At 65.1% G+C, this 23,218-nt stretch carries 23 protein-coding genes; 12 read left to right on the top strand and 11 right to left on the bottom strand.

What is annotated here, in order from left to right; all coding sequences use genetic code 11:
- The first annotated feature begins 11 nt into the window (after nucleotides 1-11).
- The 3 genes from ACOGXH_RS14315 (at nucleotide 12) to ACOGXH_RS14305 (ending at nucleotide 4,092) form a co-directional block, all read left to right on the top strand.
- The gene (locus ACOGXH_RS14315; RefSeq protein WP_419929766.1) at nucleotides 12-1,589 is read left to right on the top strand and encodes an NADH-quinone oxidoreductase subunit M; all 1,578 of its coding nucleotides are present in this window, start codon (nucleotides 12-14) and stop codon (nucleotides 1,587-1,589) included.
- The gene (locus ACOGXH_RS14310; RefSeq protein ID WP_419929765.1) at nucleotides 1,589-3,091 is read left to right on the top strand and encodes an NADH-quinone oxidoreductase subunit N; all 1,503 of its coding nucleotides are present in this window, start codon (nucleotides 1,589-1,591) and stop codon (nucleotides 3,089-3,091) included. The genes ACOGXH_RS14315 and ACOGXH_RS14310 overlap by 1 nt, the downstream gene beginning before the upstream one ends.
- A gap of 80 nt (nucleotides 3,092-3,171) precedes the next feature.
- Nucleotides 3,172-4,092, top strand: a complete 921-nt coding sequence (locus tag ACOGXH_RS14305; protein ID WP_419929764.1) for a cache domain-containing protein — start codon at nucleotides 3,172-3,174, stop codon at nucleotides 4,090-4,092.
- Nucleotides 4,093-4,125: 33 nt separating this feature from the next.
- Here ACOGXH_RS14305 and ACOGXH_RS14300 read toward each other — a convergent pair whose 3' ends face one another.
- Genes ACOGXH_RS14300 through ACOGXH_RS14290 form a run of 3 tightly spaced genes read right to left on the bottom strand, consistent with a single transcriptional unit; the run spans nucleotide 4,126 to nucleotide 8,025 of the window.
- Nucleotides 4,126-5,811 (bottom strand): thiamine pyrophosphate-binding protein, encoded by a 1,686-nt coding sequence (locus ACOGXH_RS14300; protein ID WP_419929763.1) that lies wholly within the window; start codon nucleotides 5,809-5,811, stop codon nucleotides 4,126-4,128.
- Between the two features lie 34 nt (nucleotides 5,812-5,845).
- Complete coding sequence (locus ACOGXH_RS14295) at nucleotides 5,846-7,183, bottom strand: PQQ-dependent sugar dehydrogenase (protein WP_419929762.1); 1,338 nt, start codon at nucleotides 7,181-7,183, stop codon at nucleotides 5,846-5,848.
- Nucleotides 7,180-8,025 (bottom strand): acyl-CoA thioesterase, encoded by an 846-nt coding sequence (locus ACOGXH_RS14290; protein ID WP_419929761.1) that lies wholly within the window; start codon nucleotides 8,023-8,025, stop codon nucleotides 7,180-7,182. Before ACOGXH_RS14290 ends, ACOGXH_RS14295 begins: the two co-directional genes overlap by 4 nt.
- 130 nt (nucleotides 8,026-8,155) lie before the next feature.
- Between ACOGXH_RS14290 and ACOGXH_RS14285 the strand changes: the two genes are divergently transcribed.
- The 3 genes from ACOGXH_RS14285 to ACOGXH_RS14275 are packed head-to-tail and all read left to right on the top strand — an operon-like array spanning nucleotide 8,156 to nucleotide 10,475.
- Nucleotides 8,156-8,653 (top strand): GtrA family protein, encoded by a 498-nt coding sequence (locus tag ACOGXH_RS14285; RefSeq protein ID WP_419929760.1) that lies wholly within the window; start codon nucleotides 8,156-8,158, stop codon nucleotides 8,651-8,653.
- The gene (locus ACOGXH_RS14280) at nucleotides 8,625-9,254 is read left to right on the top strand and encodes a class I SAM-dependent methyltransferase (protein ID WP_419929759.1); all 630 of its coding nucleotides are present in this window, start codon (nucleotides 8,625-8,627) and stop codon (nucleotides 9,252-9,254) included. Before ACOGXH_RS14285 ends, ACOGXH_RS14280 begins: the two co-directional genes overlap by 29 nt.
- A 39-nt stretch (nucleotides 9,255-9,293) precedes the next feature.
- Nucleotides 9,294-10,475, top strand: coding sequence for a DUF1214 domain-containing protein (locus tag ACOGXH_RS14275; RefSeq protein ID WP_419929758.1), 1,182 nt, complete (start codon nucleotides 9,294-9,296; stop codon nucleotides 10,473-10,475).
- A 7-nt stretch (nucleotides 10,476-10,482) separates the two neighbouring features.
- Here the strand turns inward: ACOGXH_RS14275 and ACOGXH_RS14270 are convergent, their stop codons facing one another.
- Nucleotides 10,483-10,920 carry a very short patch repair endonuclease gene (locus ACOGXH_RS14270; protein ID WP_419929757.1) on the bottom strand — a complete coding sequence of 146 codons (438 nt, stop codon included), beginning with the start codon at nucleotides 10,918-10,920 and terminating at the stop codon, nucleotides 10,483-10,485.
- Nucleotides 10,921-11,079: 159 nt separating this feature from the next.
- On the opposite strand from ACOGXH_RS14270, the gene ACOGXH_RS14265 reads away from it, so the two are divergent.
- A complete protein-coding gene (locus ACOGXH_RS14265) occupies nucleotides 11,080-11,535 on the top strand; it encodes a superoxide dismutase family protein (RefSeq protein ID WP_419930382.1) in 456 nt (151 codons plus the stop codon).
- 67 nt (nucleotides 11,536-11,602) lie between these two features.
- Here ACOGXH_RS14265 and ACOGXH_RS14260 read toward each other — a convergent pair whose 3' ends face one another.
- The 4 genes from ACOGXH_RS14260 to ACOGXH_RS14245 are packed head-to-tail and all read right to left on the bottom strand — an operon-like array spanning nucleotide 11,603 to nucleotide 15,089.
- Complete coding sequence (locus tag ACOGXH_RS14260; RefSeq protein WP_419929756.1) at nucleotides 11,603-11,953, bottom strand: VOC family protein; 351 nt, start codon at nucleotides 11,951-11,953, stop codon at nucleotides 11,603-11,605.
- 20 nt (nucleotides 11,954-11,973) lie between these two features.
- Entirely contained in the window at nucleotides 11,974-13,053 is a 1,080-nt protein-coding gene (locus tag ACOGXH_RS14255) for a prenyltransferase (RefSeq protein WP_419929755.1), read from the bottom strand.
- Nucleotides 13,040-13,792 carry a class I SAM-dependent methyltransferase gene (locus ACOGXH_RS14250; protein ID WP_419929754.1) on the bottom strand — a complete coding sequence of 251 codons (753 nt, stop codon included), beginning with the start codon at nucleotides 13,790-13,792 and terminating at the stop codon, nucleotides 13,040-13,042. Before ACOGXH_RS14250 ends, ACOGXH_RS14255 begins: the two co-directional genes overlap by 14 nt.
- A gap of 31 nt (nucleotides 13,793-13,823) precedes the next feature.
- Entirely contained in the window at nucleotides 13,824-15,089 is a 1,266-nt protein-coding gene (locus ACOGXH_RS14245) for a glycosyltransferase family 4 protein (RefSeq protein ID WP_419929753.1), read from the bottom strand.
- A gap of 75 nt (nucleotides 15,090-15,164) precedes the next feature.
- On the opposite strand from ACOGXH_RS14245, the gene dtd reads away from it, so the two are divergent.
- Nucleotides 15,165-15,602 (top strand): D-aminoacyl-tRNA deacylase, encoded by a 438-nt coding sequence (dtd, locus tag ACOGXH_RS14240; RefSeq protein ID WP_419929752.1) that lies wholly within the window; start codon nucleotides 15,165-15,167, stop codon nucleotides 15,600-15,602.
- Here the strand turns inward: dtd and lnt are convergent, their stop codons facing one another.
- Genes lnt through hemE form a run of 3 tightly spaced genes read right to left on the bottom strand, consistent with a single transcriptional unit; the run spans nucleotide 15,603 to nucleotide 19,568 of the window.
- Nucleotides 15,603-17,087 (bottom strand): apolipoprotein N-acyltransferase, encoded by a 1,485-nt coding sequence (lnt, locus tag ACOGXH_RS14235; protein WP_419929751.1) that lies wholly within the window; start codon nucleotides 17,085-17,087, stop codon nucleotides 15,603-15,605. It lies immediately after the preceding gene.
- A gap of 36 nt (nucleotides 17,088-17,123) precedes the next feature.
- Nucleotides 17,124-18,458 (bottom strand): protoporphyrinogen oxidase, encoded by a 1,335-nt coding sequence (gene hemG, locus ACOGXH_RS14230; RefSeq protein ID WP_419929750.1) that lies wholly within the window; start codon nucleotides 18,456-18,458, stop codon nucleotides 17,124-17,126.
- 57 nt (nucleotides 18,459-18,515) lie between these two features.
- Complete coding sequence (gene hemE, locus ACOGXH_RS14225; RefSeq protein ID WP_419929749.1) at nucleotides 18,516-19,568, bottom strand: uroporphyrinogen decarboxylase; 1,053 nt, start codon at nucleotides 19,566-19,568, stop codon at nucleotides 18,516-18,518.
- A 20-nt stretch (nucleotides 19,569-19,588) separates the two neighbouring features.
- Between hemE and ACOGXH_RS14220 the strand changes: the two genes are divergently transcribed.
- The 4 genes from ACOGXH_RS14220 (at nucleotide 19,589) to ACOGXH_RS14205 (ending at nucleotide 23,210) form a co-directional block, all read left to right on the top strand.
- A complete protein-coding gene (locus ACOGXH_RS14220; RefSeq protein WP_419929748.1) occupies nucleotides 19,589-19,930 on the top strand; it encodes a hypothetical protein in 342 nt (113 codons plus the stop codon).
- Nucleotides 19,931-20,072: 142 nt separating this feature from the next.
- Entirely contained in the window at nucleotides 20,073-22,139 is a 2,067-nt protein-coding gene (locus ACOGXH_RS14215; protein WP_419929747.1) for a HelD family protein, read from the top strand.
- A 4-nt stretch (nucleotides 22,140-22,143) separates the two neighbouring features.
- Nucleotides 22,144-22,542: a pyridoxamine 5'-phosphate oxidase family protein gene (locus ACOGXH_RS14210; RefSeq protein WP_419929746.1), complete on the top strand. Its 399-nt coding sequence runs from the start codon at nucleotides 22,144-22,146 to the stop codon at nucleotides 22,540-22,542.
- Nucleotides 22,542-23,210 carry an O-methyltransferase gene (locus ACOGXH_RS14205; RefSeq protein ID WP_419929745.1) on the top strand — a complete coding sequence of 223 codons (669 nt, stop codon included), beginning with the start codon at nucleotides 22,542-22,544 and terminating at the stop codon, nucleotides 23,208-23,210. The genes ACOGXH_RS14210 and ACOGXH_RS14205 overlap by 1 nt, the downstream gene beginning before the upstream one ends.
- Nucleotides 23,211-23,218: the final 8 nt, after the last annotated feature.

Below are 23,218 nucleotides of genomic sequence, written 5' to 3'. Positions count from 1 at the left end.
TGGGTGGCGCCATGATCTTGCCGGTCATCATCTTCCTTCCCCTAGTGGGCGCGGCAGCCATCGCGCTCATCGCCTCGTCCCGGTCCGAGGTGCTCAAGCCGGTGGCGGTGGCCACCTCGGCGGCCACCGGGGCACTCACCCTGTGGCTGATGGCCACCTTCGACAAGCACGACGGCGGCTTCCAGTTCACCCAGCTCACCGAGTGGGTCGACTCCGCCGGCATCTCCTGGCACGTCGGGGTTGATGGCATCTCGCTGTTCTTGGTGGTGCTCACCGGGCTGCTGTTCCCCATCGCCATCGTGGCCTGCGACCCGTCCCACGACGCCAAGGCCTATTACATCTGGATGCTGGTGCTGGAAACCGGCTGCCTCGGGGTGTTCCTGGCGCTGGATCTGGTGCTGTTCTTCCTGTTCTTCGAGATCGTGCTGATCCCCATGTACTTCCTCATCGGCTCGTGGGGCCACGAAAACCGCAAGTACGCGGCCACCAAGTTCTTCTTATTCACCATGCTGGGCTCGGCCCTCATGCTGGTTGGGATGCTGGTGCTGGCCCTGCTCACCGCTCGGGAGACCGGCAACGCCGTCACCTTCAATGTGCTGGAGTTGGCCAACAGCGCGGGCGAGCTACCCACCATCACCGCCCGCTGGATCTTCTTATCGTTCGTGTTGGCCTTCGCGGTGAAGGTGCCCCTGTTCCCGGTACACACCTGGCTGCCCGACGCCCACACCGAGGCCCCCACCGCCGGGTCGGTGATCCTGGCCGGTGTGTTGCTCAAGCTGGGCACCTACGGGCTGGTCCGTTTTGGCCTGTATCTGTTCCCCGAAGCATCCCGCTACTTCGCCCCGCTGCTGTTCACCTTGGGGGTGATCGGCATTCTTTACGGCGCGGTGGTGGCCACCATGCAGCGCGACTTGAAACGCCTGGTGGCCTATTCGTCGGTGGCTCACCTCGGGTTCATTGTGCTGGGCATCTTCTCCATCAACACCGAGGGTATCGAGGGCGGCCTGCTCCAGATGGTCAACCACGGCCTGTCCACCGGGGCGCTGTTCTTGCTGGTGGGGTTCATCTACGAGCGCCGCCACACCCGCCAGATCTCCGAGATGATTGGGCTCCAGAAGGCGGCCCCGGTGCTGGCCGCGGTGTTCACCCTGGTGATGCTGTCGTCGGTGGGCCTGCCCGGCCTCAACGGCTTCGTGGGCGAGTTCTTGATCTTGGCCGGCGCCTTTGTGGCCCACCGCTGGTGGGCGGTGGTGGCGGCTGCTGGGGTCATCCTGGCTGCGCTCTACCTCCTGTGGGCTTACCAGCGGGTGTTCCATGGCACCCCCGACGACGCCAACCGGTCTATGCCCGACCTCAACTGGCAGGAGAAGCTGGTGATGGTGCCCTTGGTGGGGCTCATCGTTTTCTTGGGGGTGTACCCCAAGCCGGTGATCGAGCGGATGGAGCCGGCCGTCAATGCCTTGATTGAACACATGGAGGAAGTCGAGGGATTTGAGTCTCCCACCGTGGATGACCGACCCGAGGGCAGCTTTGAAGAACTCCGCACCCTCATGGGCGACTACGGCGGCGACGAGGGGGAGGGTCACTGATGCTCTCCGTTCTCGCGCAGGTAGAAATTCCCGACATCCAGTGGCTGCCGCTCATTCCCCATCTGGTGATGGCCGGAGCCGCGGTGGTGCTGTTGACCATTGTGTCGCTGGCCGGCAGCCGACTGCCGGGGTGGTTCGCGTCGGCCTTCACGGTGGCCGCCGGGCTGGGAGTGCTGGCCACCGCTATTCCGGTTTGGATACGGGTATCGCAGTGGGGCCCCCATTCGACCATTGCCGGTTCGATCGGGGTGGACCAGTTCTCGGTGTTCATCATCGTGGTCCTGGCCTGCACAGTGGTGTTGACCGCGCTGGTGGCCGATGGGTTCTTGCACCGGGAGAACCTCGATGCTTCGGCCTTCTACGTGTTGTTGATGCTGTCGGCTGCCGGCGGCATCACCATGTCCTCGGCCAACAACCTCATCGTGCTGTTCTTGGGCCTGGAAATCCTGTCGCTGGCGGTGTACGTGCTGGTGGCCATGCACCTGCGCCGGGCCGAGTCGCAGGAAGCGGGCATCAAGTACTTCGTGCTGGGGGCGTTCGCGTCCGCATTCCTGCTCTACGGCATCGCCTTGGTGTACGGGGCCACCGGCTCGCTCAACCTGATCGACATCGAGGGAATTCTCCAGAACAACGATCTGAGCGACAACGGTTTGCTCCTGGCCGGAATGGGCATGCTGTTGGTGGGGTTCGGCTTCAAGGTGGCCGCCGTGCCGTTCCATGCCTGGACGCCCGATGTGTACCAGGGGGCGCCGTCACCGGTGGTGTCGTACATGGCCGCCGGGGTGAAAGCCGCCGCCTTTGCTGCCTTGCTTCGGGTGTTCTTCGCCGGATTCGAGGACGTGGCCGACGAGTGGCAGCCGGTGGTGTTCGGCCTGGCCATCGCCAGCTTGGCGGTGGGCTCGATGCTGGCCATCGTTCAGACCGACGTGAAGCGGATCTTGGCCTACTCCTCCATCAGTCATGCCGGATTCATTCTGGTCGGCGTGCAGGCCGCCACCGACGAAGGCGTGGCCAGCGTGCTGTTTTACCTGGCCGCCTACGCGGCCATGGCCATCGGCAGCTTCGCGGTGATCACCGTGGTGAGCAGCCCCGGCGACGAGGGTACCGGCATCGACAATATGCGGGGTCTGGCCGCACGCCGCCCGCTGCTGGCCGTGGCCTTCACCGTGCTGTTGTTGTCGCAGGCCGGCATTCCGTTCACCGCCGGGTTCTGGGCCAAGTTCGAGGTGATCACCGCCGCGGTGGACGCCCGCTCTTTCTGGCTGGCCGTCATCGCCATGCTGGCCGCAGTGGTGGCCGCCTTCTTGTACCTGCGCATCGTGGTGGCCATGTTCCTCGACGCCCCCGACCCCGACGCCCCCCGCCTCCGCATACCTCGCGGCCCGGCTCTGGCCATCGCCATTGTGGTGCTATTCACCCTGGCCTTCGGCATCTACCCCGAACCCCTCTTCGACCTCGCCGACCACGCCCAACTGACACTCCAGCACTTCTCCGCCTACTAACCCACTGTCCAGTCTCTGCAACCCTTCTACCGGTTTTGGAGATGGCGTTGGTAGCCTGAACGGTCTGTAAGTGGGACAGGATGGTGAATTGGATGCGGGGATTTAGGTGCTGGGTGGCTGTCGCGGCGGTGGCCGTGTTGCTCTTTGGGTTTGTGGCGTGCGGCAACGATGACGATGGGGCGAGCGGGCCACCGCCCAAGACCGAGCGGGACGCATTCACGAAGTGGTTTGTGCAGCAGGCGGTGGATCGATACGAGGAGACCGGTCGGCAGGCCACTCTCGACTACTACAACAACGAGGCCGGCGCCGATGACGAGTGGTACATCTTCATCTCCGACACCGAGACGGGCACTGTGGTGGCCCACGCCACCATTCCCTCCCGGGTGGGCACCTACTCAGCCGACAATGTGGACATAAGGGGACATGCTTACGGTGCCCTGCTGATGGCTTCGCCCGAGTCGGGTCATTGGGTTGACTACGTGTTCTTCAACCCGCAAACCGGCACCGGCGGCACCAAGCACTCCTGGGCCGTCGGTCGAGACAACCTGGTAATCGGTTCCGGCTGGTACGAGGACTCCTACCCCGTTCCCCGGCCCACCAAATCTGAGCCCGGCTCTTACACGCGGGCCTTTGTGGAAGACGCGGTGTGGTTCTATGAGAGCAACGGGCAGGCCGCACTGGTTGACCACCTGAATTCCCCCGAAAGCACCGATCCTCCCAGCGTGGACGGGCAGTGGTACGGGTTCGCCTTCGACCTCGACGGCGTGGTGATAGCCCATCCCACGGTCCCCGAGAATGTGGGTATGTCCCTCCATGAGATTCTCGGTGCCACTCCCGAGGGCCTCGCCGCCGCCGATGAGATGGTGGCCGCAACCGAGGCGGGCAAATGGGTGGACTACACCTATCTCAACCCCCAAAGCGGCAATTGGGAGACCAAGCACACCTGGATCGTCAAGCGAGACGAAGTTCACATCGCCTCCGGCTGGTACGAATCTGGCTGAGCCTCTTTCGTCTCCGGGCGGGCAGCACCGCAGCTAGGGCGAGATCAGCCCGTCTTGGGGGTGGGCCCAGGGGAGCTTGGGCACATGTTCGATCTGCTTGGGCCGTTCAAGCGGAATATGGCCGATGGGGACGTCGATGATGACCGGTGCTGGCCGCTCTAAGGCCGACGGAATCAAACTCTCGAGGTCCATCGGGTCATCTGCTCTCAAGCCGATGGCGCCGAATGACTCGGCGTACTTCACGAAGTCTGGGTTGGCGAGGTCGGTTTCGTGTGTGCCGCCGAATAAGTCGTCCAGATCGCGGGCAACATTTCCGAAAGAGTCATCTCTGAAGATGACGGTTGTGACATTGATTCCGTACCTCACGGCAGTTGACAACTCCGATGAGTTGAACAGGAAGCCCCCGTCTCCGGCCACGCACACCACGGGGCGGTCTGGTTGGGCCACCTTTGCTCCCAGCGCAGTCGGGAAGGCGTATCCCAAATTGAACGAATAGCCGGAGTCGATGTAGGTCCTTGGCTGGCTCACTTGCCAGTGCGTGCGAGAATAGAAGCCGAACTGAGTGACGTCCCAGACAGTGAAGGCGTCTTCGGGTGTGCCCCGCTGAAGCGCCTCCAAGATGGGGTACTGCGGCTCTTTGAATCGGATGTCGTAGTAGGCGATGAGACGGCGGGCGGCGGTCACCGCATCAGCCGGTGACGGACGCTCATGGCAACCGGCGTCAATGAGCAGCGGCAAGAGCGCCTTGATGGTCGCCTTGGCGTCACCGTGCAAGGGGATCGTGTTGGCTTGAATCCGCCCGAGATCGAACTCGTCGATGTTTATGTTCACCAGCGTCGATGACTCTCCCGCAGGATTGCCCAGGGAAAAGCGTGTTCCAATCCCGATGACCACATCGGCGGTCTTCATCACGTCTAGAAGCTGGTTCAATTCGTGCCGGTCACCGCCAGGGCTGACACATGAGCCGTAGCACAACCGATGGTTATCGGGGATGGCGCCCTTTCCGCCGCCCGAAGTCACCACCGGGATGTTTGTGGCTTCCACCAGATCGAGGAGCGCCTGCTCTGCGCCGGAGAGAGCCACTCCACCTCCGGCGACGATCAGGGGAAGGCGGGATTGTGAGATGGCCGCCGCAGCGCTTTGCAGCTGCTCGCGGCTAGGCACAACCGGTGATACTGGAACGGGATCCCGTAGCACGACTTCATCCCGTTCCACCAGGGCATCCGGTGGGCATTCGATGTAGGTCGGACGGGGGCGGCCGGTGCGCATTTGTCGAAATGCCTCGGATACGGCCGCGGGTATCTCTCTGGGCGTCAGGGCTTGTTGGCGCCATTTGGTGAGGGATCGAACGATGTCCATCTGGTCGTCAATCTCATGGACGCCTCCCAGGTCTTTCCCCATCTGCCCTCGGGGAATCTGTCCGGCGAGGAGCAAGATTGGCGATGAGCGGGAGTAGGCGGTGGCCAATCCCCCTGATGCGTTGCATACCCCCACCCCGGGAACCACCAAGGCCACTCCCGGCTTGCCTGACGCTCGGGCGTATCCGTAGGCCATGAAGGTCGAGGCCTGTTCGTGTCGATTGGTGACCATCTCGATGCCAGGCTCGTCTCGCAGCGCAGCCACGACTCCGTATAGCTGGATGCCGGGAATGCCAAAGACAACCTCGACACCCTCTCGGACCAGCGCTTTGACGAGAGCCTCGCCGCCGCTCAACTGCACCGGATCATTCTTGCACCCGCAGAATCGGGTGCGGCTACTGGGCCGGCTCGAGCCGGTACACGGTGCCGCCGAAGCTCAGCACGTACAGCTCGCCGGAGGCATCCTCGCCGAAGGAGACCAGCGTGACCTGGGGGACGGAGAGGCCGAGTTCCACCCGAGTGTCAACTCCCTCGTCGTCGATGGTCAGCGCCCATAGGCGCCCCGCGCAGTAGTCGCCGAACACGTAGGCGCCTTCCAAATGGGGAATGGCCGAGCCACGGTACACGTGGCCCCCGGTGACCGAGCAGCCGACGTCGTGGCTGTACACATGGACGGGGAAATCCAAGTCGTCGGGGGTGGCGGTTCCGGCAAAGCGCTCGTTGCCCTCGAATAGGGGCCATCCCAAGTTGGCGCTCGGAGCCCAGCCGTCGGCGGCCCAGAGAACGTGGATCTCCTCCCAGTCGTTTTGGCCCACGTCGGCGATCCACAGGTCGCCAGTGGCCCGGTCGAACGAGAACCGCCAGGGGTTGCGGGCCCCGTAGGCCCAGATCTCCGGCTGGCCTTCGCCGACGGTAAACGGGTTGTCAGAGGGAATGGTGTAGCTGGCTTCGCCAGCGGCCTCGGGGTTGATCCGTACCATGGTGGCCAGGAGGCTGTCCAGATTCTGACCGTGACCAAACTGGTCGTTGGACCCACCTCCATCACCGAAGCCAAGCCACAGGTGGCCGTCGGGGCCAAAGGCGATATGGCCGCCATTGTGGTTGCAGAACGGCTGATCCACGCTCAGCACCGTCCGGCCCTGGTCGCTTCGAACCCGTTGCCCGCCCATGGGGTACTCCACGATCTGGTTGTTGCCCAGCAAATCGGTGTAGTGGACGTAGAGGTGGGATCCATCGGGCGAGAAGGCCAAACCCAACAGCCCGTTCTCGCAATCGTCGGTGGTTATCTCGCCAATGTCCAGCACCAACTCCGAAGGCTCGTCCCCATCGGCACTCAATAACCACACCTGGCCGGCTCGGGCGGCCACATACAAATCGCCGGTGCCGCTTCCGGTGCCTGGGCGGGCCACCAGGGCAATAGGGTCGGGCAGAGAGACCACCGGGGTCAGTACTAAGGAGGGCTCCTGCGGCTGGTCGGCGGGTGCGGGTTGGCCATCACCGTCTTGCCCAAGAGTGGGACCGGCGGTCGGGGCTGGGGTGGGCGGCTGGTCCGGTGTGGGGCTCATGGTGGGTGAAGCGGTGCCATTCTCAGGAGTAGGACTGCTAGTAGCTGTCGCAGTGCTGGTGGCGACTCTCTCACGCCGGTCGCCATCATCGTCGTCGTTGCCCCCGCAGGCGCCGGCCAATAGGCCGATCGCGGCGGCCACCGCCAGCAGCCTCAGGCACAGTGTCATGGCTGCTTGCGCAGGGGCCGGATCAGGCCCTCCTGCACGACAGAGGCCACCAGTTCGCCGGTGCGGTTCCACGCTGTGCCCCAGGCCAGGCCCCGGGCATTGGACGCCGAGTTGGACATTTGGTCTAAGAAGATCCAGTCGTCCATGCGCAGCGGCCGGTGGAACCACATGGCGTGGTCCAGGCTGGCTGCTTGAATGTCGATCTCGTTGCCCCGTACCGGGAGGGCCTTGGTGGCGGTGTCCAGCACCGTCATGTCGCTGGCGTAGGTGAACATGCAGGTATGCAGCACCGGATTCTCGGGCAGCGTACCGGTGGCTCGCAGCCACACCTGCAAGTGGGGCTCTCGGGTCTGGCCCCGCTCGGCTGGGGAGCCGGTTACGTAGCGCAGCTCTATTGGGCGGATCATCCGGCCCTGATCGTCCACCGGAAAGCCGTCCCACACAAACGGCTCCAGTTCTTCGGGGTCGGGAATGCCGGTGGGCAAGTCGGTCTGGTGCTCGAAGCCTTCTTCTTCTTTGTGGAACGAGGCCGACATGGCGAAAATGGGCTGGCCGTGCTGGATGGCGGTCACCCGCCTGGTGGTGAACGAGCGGCCGTCGCGCACCCGCTCCACCAGATACACCAGGGGTGCCGACACGTCGCCGGGGCGAATGAAGTAGGCCTGGAGGCTGTGGACTGAGCGGTCTTCCACTGTCCGGGTGGCGGCCACCAACGCCTGGCCAGCCACCTGACCACCGAAAACCCGCTGGCGGTCTTCTTGGGGGCTGACTCCCCGGAAGATGTCCTCTTCGATGGGTTCCAGATCCAGCAGCTCGATTAGCGCATCTACCTCAGCCTGCATGACCGACTGATCCTACCGTTTGCCCCTACGATTCCCTGCTGCCCGGACGCCGGTTCCCTCCTGCTGTGCTCCCGCTGTGGCCTTGCCCTAGTCGATATTGCAGGGCGCTGGGGTACGCTTATTGCTCCCCATGTCGCTCCTTGTCTCCGCCCGCGCTCACGTCACCGACAACTGGCAGCGCCTGCTGCGCTACTGCGGTACCTCCGCGGTAGGGGTGGTGTTGGGCCAGACCATTCTGCGGGTGTGCTACGACCTGCTGGGCTGGTCGGGGCTGGTGTCCAACCTGGTGGCGTTCATTATCGCCAACATCCCCGTGTACTTCCTGTACCGAGGGTGGGTGTGGGACAGCGATGGCCCCACCCGTTGGGGTCGGGTGGTCCTGCCCTTCTGGCTGGTCTCGCTGGCTGGGTTGGCCCTGTCGTCGCTGGCCGTGGGCTTGGTGGACGCCGCTACCGACAACGGCTGGTACATCACCGCGGCGTCGGTAGGGGCTTTCGGCACGGTGTGGCTGGTGAAATACGCGGTGTGCGACCGCTATCTGTTCGGCGCCCCATTGGAAGGCGACGAATCCAAGCAAATTTTTCTGGGGACGGCTAACGATGGATCCCAGTCGGCGGGCGTTCGCTGAAGCCGCCCGGGGGTTCATGCCCCCAAATGAGGGGGTGGCCCTGCACCAGGCGGCCTGTGATCTAGAGGTCGACGGGCCTCTGCTCGAGGTGGGTAGTTACTGCGGCAAGTCGTCGGTGTATCTGGGCGACGCCGCCCAAGCCCAGGGCCGGGTGCTGTTCGCCCTCGACCACCACCGGGGGTCGGAAGAAAACCAGCCCGGCTGGGAGTGGCACGAGCCCGACCTCGTCGATCCCTCGGTGGGCCTGATCGACACCCTGCCCCACTTCCGCCGCACCGTGTACGAGGCCGGTTTAGAGGGGAGCGTGGTGGCGCTGGTGGGCGACTCGGTTGCCATTGCCCAGAACTGGTCCACGCCGCTGGCCTTGCTGTTCATAGACGGCGGCCACGGTACCGAGCCGGCCCACGCCGACTACGAGAATTGGGTGCCCCACGTTGCCATCGGCGGCCGTCTGGCCATCCACGACGTGTTCCCCGACCCCGCCGACGGCGGTCGCCCCCCCTTTGAGATCTACTGCCGGGCCATGGACTCCGGCGCTTTCACCGAGCAGTCTGCCACCGGTTCCCTGCGAGTCCTTACCCGCCTCGCCCCCGGCATCTGACAAGGCCCAACGTCTCACAGCACTACTAACTTCTTGGACGTGGACAGCGAAGAAAAACTGGTATCAGGTGAAGCCTGGCGGGAGTTCTGCAATCGATTGAAGTCCGCTGGCGACCGGTTGCTGGAAGACGACTTTCCCGCGGGGGCGGCGGATCGGGCCGAAGGCTTTCGGCATTTGGGCCGATTGCTGATGCAGGGGTGGATCGAGCAGGTGGAGTTTGCCGATCGAGATTTCCCGGTGATGTACCGCCACAACGACGACGTCATGCGCTGGGGCGGTCCCAACATCGACAACACCTACTGGCGGGCCCACGTGAGCCCCGAATACACCTACCGGGTCACCGGGTGGCTGCCGCCAGGGGCGATGTTCGTGATCCAAAGCGCCCATGGGGAGATGCACCAGAATCGGCTGGGAATCTCCGCCGAGCGTTCCAGCGACGACTTTGCCGTCGAGCCCGACGGCAGCTTCACCTTCATTGCCAGCGCCACTTCCCACGAGGGCAATTGGCTGCCCATCGACGAGCACACCGATCACATTTCGGTGCGGGAGTACAACGTGGACTGGGGGGTCGATGAGCCGGGACGGTTCTCCATAGAACGGCTAGGCAGCGAGGGCCAAACCCCTGCGCTCCTCGATCCTGGTGATCTGGCCGATGGGTTGGACCGGGCCATTGCTTGGGCCGAGGACGCCCTGGTGTTCTGGAACCAGTGGATGGAGCGCAGCCGCCGGGCTGCGCCGCCCAACGTGTTCTATGGCCCCCGTTCAGTGCCCGGCGGTGCTGACGCCATCGGCTACGGCGGCTGCTCCTACGAGCTGGCCCCCGATGAGGCCCTGATTGTCACCTGCGATGTGCCCGACGCCCAGTACTGGTCGTTCATGCTCTACAGCTATGCCTGGTTCGAGTCACTGGACTTCGCCAATCGCACCGTGAGCCTCAACAACGCCCAGATCGCCACTGATTCCGACGGCCGCTTTCGCATTGTGGTCGCGCACCAGGACCCAGGCGTGCAGAACTGGCTCGACACCGAGGGCCGCCCGGAAGCCCTCATCACATTCCGCTGGGTGCTGAGCACCACCATGCCCACCCCCGAGGGCCTTGTGGTCCCCTTCGCCGAGATCGACAACCACCTTCCCGAGTTCGTCACCCGCCTCACCCCCGACCAGCGCACCGCCCAAATCGCCCTACGCCGCCAGTCCCGAGCTCACCGCTTCCGCTGCTGATTTCCAGCTAGGTCCGCCCTAAAGCAGCGCGTACCCACTGTTCAACAGCATCGGCGACGGCTTCGGGGTCTTCGTGTTCCCAGAAGCGCAGGACGGTCCAGCCGGCTTCGGCGAGATGGGCATCGGTGTCTTGGTCGCGGGCCATGTTGCCGCTGATCTTGTTGGACCAGTACTCGGGGTTGGTTGAGGGCTGGGTGTGGTGCTCGGGACAGCCATGCCAATAGCAGCCGTCTATGAACACCGCGATCTTGGCTTTACGGAACACCAGATCGGCCGTTCGCCGCAGCTCCGGTAGCGGTCGGGTCGCCACTCGATAACGCAGGCCCCGGCGGTGCACCGCCGAGCGAACCGCCAACTCCGGCTTGGTGTCGCGGCTGCGGTTCCCCTGCATCGACTTCCGAGTGGCCTCAGACGAAGCCCACGACTCCTCCGGCAGCCCGCTCATGGGCCGATGGTATTGCTATTGCCGTCTACTGTGGTCGCCATGGCATACCAAATGAGTGGGAAAATCCTCGGACTTGTCGGTGTAATTTGCTTGTTGGTCGCCGCGTGCGGTGATGACAACGGCGGCGGTGCGGCTTATGAAGCTGACCGGGTTGGTGATATGGCCGTGGCTGATCTCATCAACCCCGAAGGTGACGCCGTAGGTGCTGCCTCCTTCCATCAAGGACCGACCGGCGTATTGGTGACACTCTCGGTAGAAGGCCTCACCCCTGGTGCCCACGGCATCCACCTACACACGGTTGGAGCGTGTGCTCCTGACTTCACGGCGGCAGGCGGTCACCTCACAGCTACAGACAACGCAGTACACGGTTTGAAGAACCTTGAGCGAACCGTGGACAACCACGACAACGGCGACCTGCCCAATCTCTATGCAGCGGCTGACGGCATTGCCCAAGCCGAATACTTCACATCACTGGTCACCATATTCGGAGGCTCGATGCCCGCGCTGCTCGACGCCGACGGTGCCACGTTGGTCATCCATGAAAACCCAGATGACCACGTCACCCAGCCCATCGGCGGTGCCGGAGGCCGCGTAGCCTGCGGCATAATCCGCTAACCCCGGATTCCGCAGACGAAGTACGACTCGTCTACTTGAGTTCTTCTAACCTAACCGGTGATGCGGATTATTTGTCCGACCAAACTGCTACTTCGTTACCGATTGGGTCATGAAAGTGAAATCGCTTTCCGCCCGGAAATTCATATGTTTCTACAGTTATATCACCTCCTGCATCAATGATGGTCTTCATAGATGCATCAAGATTATTGCTGTAGATGACGACTAGGGTGTTGTTTGGTTGTTTGGGCTCTACATCTATCCCACTCGTGAGACCACTGTCGTGCGTGTCGCTGTATAGCTCACCCCAGTCGGTGTATTTCCAGCCGAATGACTTGGCATAGAATTCTGTTAATCTGTCTCGTTCATCTTGGGATGAAGCTCTAAGCTCAACTAGGTCGATTTGGTGATGCTCGCTCATGCAATGTCCACCTAGAAGCCTCAGCCGATGGTGATGAGTTCGGGGAGGGTGCGGTGGTTGGAGAACAGGGCGGAGGCGGGGGAGTACCGGGATAGGGCGTCGGCTGCCAAGATGACAGCCGCGGCGGTGTAGGAAGTGCGCTCGTCGGCGGGGAAGTGGGTGCGCTCGGGGTGGACCATGCCGGTGAAGTAGGAGCCGTCGTCGGCCCGCAGGTCTTGTACCCATTCGAACATCTCGGCGGCGACGTCTCGGCGGCCCACGCCGAGGTGGGCGATGACGCATTCGCAGGTCTCCGCAGCGGTGACCCAGGGCCGGTCGGACACGCAGCGCACTCCGTGGCCGTCCATCACGAACTGGTCGAATTGAGAGGCCAGCCGGGCTCGGCCCTCTTGTCCGGTGACCACCCCCGACAGCACCGGGTAGTACCAGTCCATGGCCCAGCGGTCTTTGGGGGCGAAGGCGTCGGGCTGGGTGCGGATCACATCGGCTAGCCGAGCGGCGCTCAATTCCCAGTCGGGCCGCTCGTGGCCCAGTTCCTCGCCGGTGGCGATGGCGGCCCGAAGACTGTGGCAGATGCTGGACGACCCGGTGAGCAGGGCGAACGACCACGGGGTGCCGTCGGTGTGGCGGGCCCAGCGGATCTCGCCTCGAGGGAGCTGCAAGTCGAGCACGAAGTCCACGGCCCGCTCCACCACCGGCCACATCGACTCCAAGAAACTCCGGTCACCGGTACACAGGTAGTGGTGCCACACCCCGGTGGCAACGTAGGCCACACAGTTGGCATCTAGTTTGTCCTGCTCCACGCCGTCGGCCACGTAGTACTGGTGCCAGGCGCCGTCGGGCCGTTGATAGTCCACCAGCCATTGGTAGGCCCGCTCGGCCTCGGTCCTACGGCCCATCACGGTGAGGGCCATGGCGGCTTCCACATGGTTCCAGGGGTCGGCGTGGCCGCCGGAGAACCAGGGGATCATGCCGTTGGGCAACTGCCAGTCGGCGATGCTGTCGGCCGTTTGCTCGAGGTCAGACGCCGATAGAACCCCGGCCACGCGAGGCCCGGCGAGGTCGGTCTCCCTTTGGTTGTGGGGTTCAGACGGCGACAAGCTCGGTCTCCCTTGAACTCTCTGATCCTGGCTTCCGGCTATAAAGAACCAGGCTCTTGCCCAGCACTGGACTCAGGACCCGTTCGGCAATTCGGGTGATTTTCGGTTGGCGAACAATATCCCATTCCAAGAGCCGACGATAAGCCGCCACCAGCCGGTGATCGTGCCGATTGGGCCCGACCGCGCACCGCAACCACCAGTACGGGCTGTGCAGCGCATGGGCGTGGTGGCCTGTATAGGGGGCCAGTCCGGCCCGGCGGAGCCTCTTGCGGAGCTCGCCTCGCCGGTAGATTCGCACGTGGCCGCCCACTGCCTTGGGGGCGTGGTACTCATCGGACAGCGCCCAGCACACCTTCTCGGGGAACCAGGTGGGCACGGTCACGGCCAGCACCCCGCCGGGGCGCAGAATCCGGGCCAGTTCGGCCAGCGCGGTCTCATCGGAGTCCACGTGCTCCAATACCTCGGAGGCAATTACTCGGTCGAACGACTGGTCGGGGAACGGCAGGCAGGTGGCATCGCCCTGAGCCGCCTGGCACGTTCCGTGGTACTGCTCGCCGGCGTCAGACATGGCGGCGAACGTGGCCCGAACCTCGGCCAACTCGGCCGAGGCCAGATCGCATGCCACCACATGGGCTCCCCGGCGGGCGGCCTCGTAGGCGTGGCGCCCGAATCCGCACCCCAAATCCAGCAGCCGTTCGCCCGGCTTCAGGCCCAGGCAGTGGTAGTCAACGGTCAGCATAAGAGGCCGGGTCCCTTGGAATCGCGGAGAACTACCGGCTGGGCCGCCACTCGTCGAGCAAGGCCCGATAGTGCTCCACAGTCTGTTCGGCGGTGTGGTGCCAGCTCCACCGGCTGACTACTCGCTCCCGTCCCGCCGCCCCGATGCGGGCGGCCATCGCAGGGTCGTCCAATACCTGGGTTAGCGCGGCGGCCAGCGCTCCGCTGTCGCCCGGTGGCACCGACACGCAGGTCTGGCCGTCGGGGCCCGCCACCTCGGGCAGCGCCCCTCCGGTGGTGGCCACCAGCGGTGTGCCGCTGCTCATGGCCTCGATGGCGGGCAGCGAGAACCCCTCATACAGCGACGGCACCACTGCCACCGAGCTGGTGGCGTACAGCTCCACGATGCGCTCGTCGGGGACCCCAGAGATGAACTCCACCACCTGGCTCAGACCCAAGCTGGCAATGGCCTCCGCCGAGGTGCCCCCCTCACGGGGCTTGCCGATGACAATTAGGCGAACGTCCCGCTCGGTTCGCAGTTTGGCCACCGCCTCCAGCAAAAAACGCAATCCCTTCATGGGCACATCCGCGCTGGCGGTGGTGATGATCTGCTCTGGTTTGCGGTCGACGCCGGGCAGCGGGCGGAACTGCTCGGGGTCTACGCCCACCGGCACCACGTGCATCAGGTGACGGGGCACCTTTTGGTCCCGGGTGATGTCGTCGCGCGAAGACTCCGACACGGTGATGATGCGCCGCAGGCGCCGAGCCACCCGGGCCTGCATCCGGGTGAAGGAGTACCAGCGTCGCTTGCCCAGTCTCTCCACCGGGCCTCGGGCGTGCTCCAACTCCAGTTGACGATCGACGGTGATGGGGTGGTGGATGGTGCCGAGCACCGGCAATCCATCCCGTTCGATGGCCAGCAGCCCGTAGCCCAACGACTGGTTGTCGTGAACCAGGTCGAAATCCCCGAGCCGGGTGCGCAGCATCTGCCACGCCCGGATGGAGAAGGCCAGCGGCTCTGAAAAGGCCCCAGTCATGAAGGAGCCCACCTCGGCGGCGTCGGCCCACGACTTGATCTCCCAGAACCCCGGCATCCGCCCCGGGTGGATGTCGTTGAAGATGTCCAGGCTGGGGAGCTGGTGCAGCGGCACCCGGTCGTCAAGCACCGGATAGGGCTGTCCGCTCAGCACCTCCACATGGTGACCGAGCTCGGTCAGCGCCCGGCTCAGATGGTGGACGTATACCCCCTGCCCGCCGCAATGGGGCTTGCCCCGGTACGACAAAAGGGCGATTTTGAGCGGCTTATCCGCCGAGACCATAGCCCCACAAGGCTTTCGGAATTCGGGGGGTTTAGCAAATGCTCAACCACCGAAATGGGCCGCTATCTTGGCGCCGTGCGAGCGCTAGTGCAGCGGGCCGCCGAGGCTCGGGTTCGGGTGGACGGCGAGGTCATCGGGGAGATCGGCCCCGGGCTGTGTTGCTTAGTGGGCGTGACCCACGACGATGATGCCGAGACGGTCAAAAAGATGGCCGGAAAGCTGTGGAACCTACGCATCTTCACCGACGAGAACGGGCACATGAACCTGTCGGTGGCCGACACCAGCGGTGAGCTGTTGGTGGTGAGCCAGTTCACCCTCTTCGGCGACATCAGCCGCGGCCGCCGCCCCTCATTCCTGGGCGCGGCCGCTCCCGACCAAGCCGCCGCCCTGATCGACGACCTGGTCGCCGAGCTCCGCAGCCTCGGCGCCACCGTCGCCATCGGCTCCTTCGGCGCCATGATGGCCGTCGAACTCACCAACGACGGCCCCGTCACCCTGATGGTGGAGGTCTGATCAGCGGGTTCGGCGGCTGGACGGCGTGGGGGTGCGGTGGTGGGCGATCCAGGCGGCTAGGAGGGCGGCGAGGGCGAGGGCGATCATGGGCCAGGGGCCGGCGCGGGTGGCGAGGGTTTGGCCGGTGCGGAGCTCGATTTCGGTTTGGATGACTTTGCGCTCCGAGACGGCGGTGCGCTGGTATACGTTGCCGTCGGGGTCGACGAAGGCGCTGAACCCGGTGGGGGCAGACTGCACTACCCAGCGGCCGGTTTCCAGGGCTCGCAGCCGGGAACTGGCAATTTGCTGGGTCTGCACGATAGTCAGCCAGTAGCTGGCTCCATTGGTGGGGTTCAACAGCACCTCGCCGCCGTTACCGATGGCGTCGCGGGCCCGGTCCTCGAAGAAGATCTCCCAGCTAATGGTCACCCCGAGTCGGCCCACAGGGGTGTCCACCACCGCGGGGGTGTCGCCCCGGCGCATGTCTCGGGCCGGCAGGTAATCGGGGGCCAGCGGTTCGATAAGAGATCGCAGCGGCACATACTCCCCGAACGGCACCAGCCTTACCTTGTCGTAGCGGTCTACCAACGATCCGTCGGGAGCAAACACCGCAGCGAAGTTGGCTGCCTCAGTGGCTGACACGTCTTCGACCACTCCGGCCACCAGCGTGGCATCGAGTTCGGTGGCCAACTCTGCTAGTCGTTGACGCTCCTCGCTGCCGACAAACAAGCCGTGGACGTCCACCACGTCTTCGGGCCACACCACCAAGTCCACCGGCTTCTGCACCAGCTGGCTGGCTTCCAGGTGCCGTTCAAACACCACTCCGGGGATGGTGTTGGCCGCCCTGGTCCGCTGCGGTCCGCCCCCCTGCACGATGGCCACGTCGATGGTCCCGGTGGCCGAGCCTCGGGGGGCCAGCGCCGCCCAGCCCCAGAACCCCAGCACCACTACCGCCAACACCAGTGCTGCCTGCCACCGGCGCTCCAGCGCAGCGGCCAGCACCATGGCGATGACTACACACACCCCTACCAGCAGCAATGGCCCCAGCACCCGCACGGTGGTGGCCCATGGGGTGTCGACCTGGCTCATGGGCAGGGTGGCCAGCGGCACACCTCCGAACGGCCACCGCCAACGGATTGCTCCAACCAGCACGAATAGGCCGGGCAGGGCCACCCACCGGCTGCGTCCCGGCGGACAGGCCGCCCCCGCCAGTCCATAGAGCGCGGAGAACACCACGCACACCGCCAGATAGCCGGGCAGGGTGAAATCCACCATCCAGAAGGTGGCCGGGAATAGCCACCCAGCCCCGAAGCCGAACCCTCTCCACGCCCGAGCCCAAATGGGCTGATCGGCGATGAGGCGCTCGAAGGCCACCAGCCCTATCAGGGCCAGGGGCCACCACCCCCAGGGGGGCATCGACAGGGCCACTAGTCCGCCCGCTGCCAATGAGCCCGCCGCCGTCCACCCGCTGGTGCGAGCCCACACCGCCAACCTCGGGCTACTCATCGGGCGACCGTCCGTCGGTCTTACTGGCGGGGCTACTCATCTGGTGACCGCGCCCTGAGCCACGCTGGTTTGGGCCGCGAGACGGCCCTGGTGGATGCAGGCCGGAATCCCCAAACCCCGAGCCCATGCCCCGGCAACTTGCAGCCAGGGGGCGTCTTGGGCCAAAGACTGTTCAATTTCGGCCACCAACCCCAAATGGCCAGGTCGGAACTGAGGCAGCGACCGCTCCCATCGGCTAATGCGCACCTCCTGCGGCTCGGCGTTCAAGCCCATCGTGGTCGTCAAGTCAGCCCCCACTGCCTCCAACAGCGCATCGTCGCCGAGGGCCAACACCTGGTCGTTGCCGTAGCGCCCGGCCGACACCCGCAGCACCACCGTGTCGGCTGATCCGACGTGGTTCCACTTGCTCGATGCCCAGGAGCAGGCCGTGATGGAGAGTCCCTCAACCGAGGGCACCAGATAGCCCGAACCGGCCATAGGGTGGTCAACCTCGGATGCGTCGAAGGCCAGCGACACCAGCACCACCGACGCGTAGTCAATTTTTCCCATCAGCTCGGCGGCGCGAGCTGACACGGGGGCAACCAGCGGACGGGCGGCATCAGCCGGGAGGGTCACGATCACCTTGTCGGCGTCGATCTCGCCCAGTTCAGCCACCGGGGACGACAGTCGCAAACGGTCGCCCAGCCGGTCGCCCAATCCGTCGGTTAGCCGCCCCAGGCCGTCGGGCAGTGTGAAGAACACCGGCGCGGCCGGATCGACCGTCGACGACGCGGCCAAACGCCGCAGCTCTTGCACCAGGCTGGGGCCCCGAGAAGCGGCCTCGGCCAACTGCGGCACCGCTGCCTGAACGCTGAGGTCATCGATGGAAGAGGCGTTGATGCCCCCAACCAGCGGATCCACCAGCCGTTCGGCCACCTCGTCGCCCAGCCGCCGTCGCATCAGCGCCCCCACCGACTCGTCGCCGACTAACGGCGATCCGGCCAGTTCGGGCTCTTGGCGGGCGCGATTCGCGCCATCGGAAGAGACGATCCCCGAAGCAGCCAAGGCGTCGAAGTCCAACGGCACACCCATTACGTTGGGCTGGGGCAGTGCCCGCAGCGCCCCTCGGGAGTACACGAATGCTGCCCGCTGAGCGGGCGAAACCAATTCATCACCCAGTCCCAGCTCCTGGCACAGTTCTGTCGCCCACGGCACCCGAGCCAAGAATGCGTCCGCCCCCTCGTCCACCGGCTGACCGGCCAGCTCGGTGGTGAGAAGCCGCCCGCCAGCCCGCTCGGCGGCCTCGTACACCACCACTTCGGCTCCGGCCTTGGCCGCCTCATGCCCGGCAACCAACCCGGTGATTCCCGCCCCGACAACGGCAATCTTCACAGAGACACCCTCATGGCGCGGCAATCTCCCTGCGAACTGCTTCTCTCACCGCGACCCTCACGGGGTGGCCTTGTACCCGTGTACCAACTCCACCACCCGTTCCAGCGTCTCGGGGTCGGTCTCGGGCAGCACGCCGTGGCCCAGGTTGAACACATGACCCGGCTGTCCGGCATTGCGGTCGAGCACGTCGATAGCCCGCTCGGCCACCACCGACCACGGGGCCAGCACTGCGGCCGGGTCCAGGTTGCCCTGCACGGCAACGTCGGGCCCCAGCCGTTCCCGAGCGTCGTCCAGGTGAACCCGCCAGTCCACCCCCACCACGTCGGCCCCGGCCTTTGCCAAAAGCTCCAGCAGTTCTCCGGTGCCCACACCGAAGTGAATGCCCGGCACCCCGTCGCCGCGACCGCCCAATTCGGCGAAAATCCGCTGGCTGGCGGGCAGCACGAATTGCCGGTACTCGTCGGGGGCCAGTGCTCCGGCCCACGAATCGAACAGCTGAAAGGCAGAAGCCCCGGCGTCGAGCTGCGAGCCAATGGAGGCGATGGCCAGGTCGGCCAAGCGATCCAGCAGTGCGATCCACAAATCGGGTTCGCCGTGCATCAGCCGCTTGGTGAGGGCGTGGGTGCGCGACGGGCCCCCTTCCACCAAATAGGAGGCCATGGTGAACGGCGCCCCCGCAAAGGCGATCAACGGCACGTCCAGCTCCGCCACCAAGTTACGGACCGTCTCCAGCACATGGGGAGTATCGGTCTCGGGGTCGAGGGGGCGCAGCCGGTCGAGGTCGCGAGCTTCCCGAAACGGGTACTCCACCACTGGCCCCACCCCAGGCACGATGTCCACGCCAAACCCGATGGCGTGGGTAGGCACCACAATGTCGGAGTACAAGATGGCCGCGTCCACCCCGTAGCGCCGCACTGGCTGAAGGGTTATCTCGGTGGCCACCTCCGGGCGGGCGATCGTTTCCAGCATCGACCCCTCGCCCCGCATCTTGTGATATTCGGGCAGCGATCGTCCGGCTTGTCGCATGAACCACACCGGCACCCGGTCTACCGGCAGGCCGCGGCACGCCCGCAGAAAGACATCGTTGTTGATGGGAGCGCCGCTGGCCACGTATCAACGGTACTGACATATTGAGCGGTCATTGCTATCGCTCCGATGCCGGTTTCTCCGCGCTATCGCTCCAAGACCTGCGCCCCAGTACCATCGACAGCGTGCGCCGGTCTATAGACGACTACCCCTTCGACCCAGCAGACCTACCTCCCGGCGATGACGACGAGTTCTCCCCGGTGTCGTGGGCGGTGGCCATTGCCGACGACTATGAGGACGCCACCCCCCGGGTGGTGCTCACCGTTGAGGAGGTGGGCCAGGCCGGTTACGGGCTGGTAGCTCATCTGCCCCCTCACCTCGCTCGCCGACTTCGGGCCGCCATTGGCGATGCTCTCAAGGAGATCGGCGAGCCCACCACGCCATAACGGGACAAATTCGTACTAGACTTGAACGTTCACTGATTTTGCGCTCAGTCTGAGGAGCATCCCGATTCATCCCGATCACACCGCGGAGCAGTCCTACATCGATCGGGCCCACCAAGCCCTCGAATCAGCTCGGGAACGAGCCTTGTCGCTGCAAGACATGGTGGAGGTGGGCGCTGGCGGCACTCACCAGGCCCGGTACGAGCGGGAGATCATCTGGGATTCCATCAGCAACCGCCTCAGCGCCCTCGACATCGGCGAGTCCTCGCTGGTGTTTGGGCGTCTCGACTGGAGCGATGATCAAGACCAGGGGGGCGACCAGCTCTATGTGGGCCGGGTGGCGGTATGGGATGACGATCAGGAGCCGGTGACCATCGACTGGCGGGCCCCGGCGGCCGAGGCCTTCTATCGGGCCACCGGCAGTGAGCCCATGGGCCTGTCCCGGCGCCGCCACTTCGTCACCAGAGGCCGAGAGCTCCTAGGGGTGGAAGACGAGTATTTCGGCGAGACAAACGGCCGCGGCCGCCTGACTCTAGTGGGGGAGGCCACGCTGAGAGCCAGTTTGGAGGCCGGGCGCACTGGTCGCCTGGCCGATGCCGCCGCCACGATCCAGGTCGAGCAGGACGCCATCATCCGCTCGCCGCTGGCGGGGATGCTGGTTGTGCAGGGCGGTCCCGGCACCGGCAAGACGGTGGCCGCTCTCCACCGAGCCGCCTACTTGCTTTACACCCACCGCTTCCCCCTCGAAGGGCAGGGAATGCTGGTGCTCGGCCCCAATCGCCTGTTTCTCACCTACATCGAGCAGGTGTTGCCGTCGCTGGGCGAGGCCGGTGTGGAGGTGTCGATGCTGGCCGACCTGCTGCCCGGCACTCGAGTAAAGGGGCTCGACAATCCCCGAGTCTCCCGCATCAAGGGTGACCTGCGCATGATCACGCTTCTGCGGCGAGCCCGGCGGGACCGCCAGCGGCCATTGCGTTCTGACGTGTCGGTGGGATTTGGCCTGCGCCGGCTCCGGCTCACCGTGGAGCAGAGCGAAGAGATCGTGCGCCAGGCTCGCAAGCGATTCCGCACCCACAATCGGGCTCGCCGATTCGTAGAGGAGCAGTTTTACCAGCACTTGGCCGACAGCGGATCGCGTTCCAACAGTCCGGGCCCCGATGTCGAGACGGTGCGAGAGAGGCTTCGCGGCAGCATCGAACTGCGTGAGGCCCTGGAGTGGATGTGGCCAGTGCTCACCCCGGCTCACTTCCTTCACGACTTGTTCGGCTCTGAGGCCCTGCTCCGCTCGGCGGCCGGTTCGCAGCTCACCTCCGAGGAGACCGAGCTGCTCTATCGCCCCCGGGCTGCCCACGCCTCCGATGTGGTGTGGACGGCCGACGACGCCCCCCTCCTCGATGAGGCTCTGGCTTTGCTGGGCCCCCGTCCCGGCCACAAGCTGGCCGACTCGATTCGCACCTACGGCCACATCGTGGTGGACGAGGCCCAGGATCTGTCGCCCATGCAGCTCAAGATGATCAGCCGCCGCTCGCTCAACGGCTCCATGACCTTGGTTGGCGACATCGCTCAGGCCACCTCAGCCTGGGGGCACGATTCCTGGGACAGCGTGATCGAACACTTGCCCGGTCGCGCCGAACCCCGCTTCTCCGAGTTGACCATCGGGTATCGCCTGCCCGAGCCGATCATGGACGTGGCCGCCAAGGTGCTTGACGCGGCCATGCCCGGCCTAGTGCCGCCGCAATCGATTCGCGCCGAGGGCCGACCTCCCCGGTTCGTGCCCGTAGCTGGCCAAGAGGCCGCAGCCAGCGCCAACGGACAGGGCAATGGTCAGGGCCCCCAATCCACCCCCAGCAGCCTGACCGCTGCCGTCGTCGGCGAAGTGAAAGTCGAGCTCAGCGCGTTGGCCAACGGAAACCTGGCGGTGATTTGCCACAACGATTTAGCTAATGCCATATCTGAGGCACTCACCGCGGCCGAGGTCGACCACGGCTTGGTATATGAGCGGGGCCTGGAGTCGCGGGTGACCATTGTTCCGGTGGAGCTGGTTAAGGGACTCGAAGTGGACACCGCCATCGTGGTGGAGCCGGCCGACATCTGCGAGAGGCTCCCCAAGGGGATGCGAGCCCTGTATGTGGCCATGACCCGGGCCACCCAGCGCCTGGTCGTGGTCCACGCCCGCCCCCTGCCCGAACCCCTGCTTACCAAGGAGGCATGAGCCGATGGCCCACGACCCCCGCAACCTCACCGACGAGATGAACGGGTTCCTCCGGGATCGCCACTTGGGGTCGCTCACCCTGCTGCGCCCTGACGGCACCCCTCATGTGACCCCGGTGGGGTTCACCTGGGATCCCGACACCGCCACCGCCCGCATCATTACTTATTCGGGAGCTAAGAAAGTCCGCCTGCTGGAGGCATCCGGAGGCGGTCGGGCCGCGCTGTGCCAGGTGGACGGCGGCCGGTGGATCACCCTGGAGGGCAACGCCATCGCCACCGCCGATCCCGAACAGTGCGCCGATGCGGTGGCCCGCTACGACCAGCGCTATAGCCCGGCCAAAGACCGAGGCGCCGACCGGCGGGCCATCATCATTGCGGTAGACACCGTGTTGGGGCGTGCCTAGTGAACCCCAAGAGCATCGGCCTCAGCGCCAATGTGCAGGAGTACCTGGTGGCCCACGGGGCGGGTATAGATCCCATCGCCCAGGAGCTGATCGAGGTCACCGCCGAGCTGGGCCGGATTTCCGGGATGCAGGTTGCTCCTGAGCAGGCCGCCTTCATGACCATGCTCACCCGCCTGCTCGACGTGCGCTTCGCCGTGGAGGTGGGCACCTTCACCGGCTATTCGGCCCTGTCCATCGCCCGGGGGCTGGCCCCCGGGGGGCGTCTGCTGTGCTGTGACGTGAGCGACGAGTGGGTGAATGTGGGGCGGCCCTACTGGGAGCGAGCTGGGGTGGCCGATGGCATCGAGGTGGTGATCGCCCCCGCGGCCGAGACGCTGGCCGCGCTGCCCGATGATCCGCCCATCGATTTGGCCTTCATCGACGCCGACAAGCGGTCGTACCAGACCTACTACGAGGAAATCGTGCCCCGCCTCAGCCCCAAAGGGATCATCTTGGTGGACAACGTGCTCTGGGGCGGTCGAGTGGCCGATCCCGATGCCGACCTCGAAGAAAACCCCGACACCGCCCATATTCGAGAATTCAACGCCTCGGTGGCGGCCGACCCCCGCACCGCCCAAGTCATGCTCCCCATCTCCGACGGGCTGACGCTCATAACTCTGGCTCCCTGACCCGCCAG

The sequence above is a fragment of the Candidatus Poriferisocius sp. genome, assembly GCF_965208355.1.
Taxonomy (GTDB): Bacteria; Actinomycetota; Acidimicrobiia; order Acidimicrobiales; family Bin134; genus Poriferisocius.
Note: the sequence above shows the minus strand (reverse complement) of the source record. Positions and strands in the feature narration are given on the sequence as shown.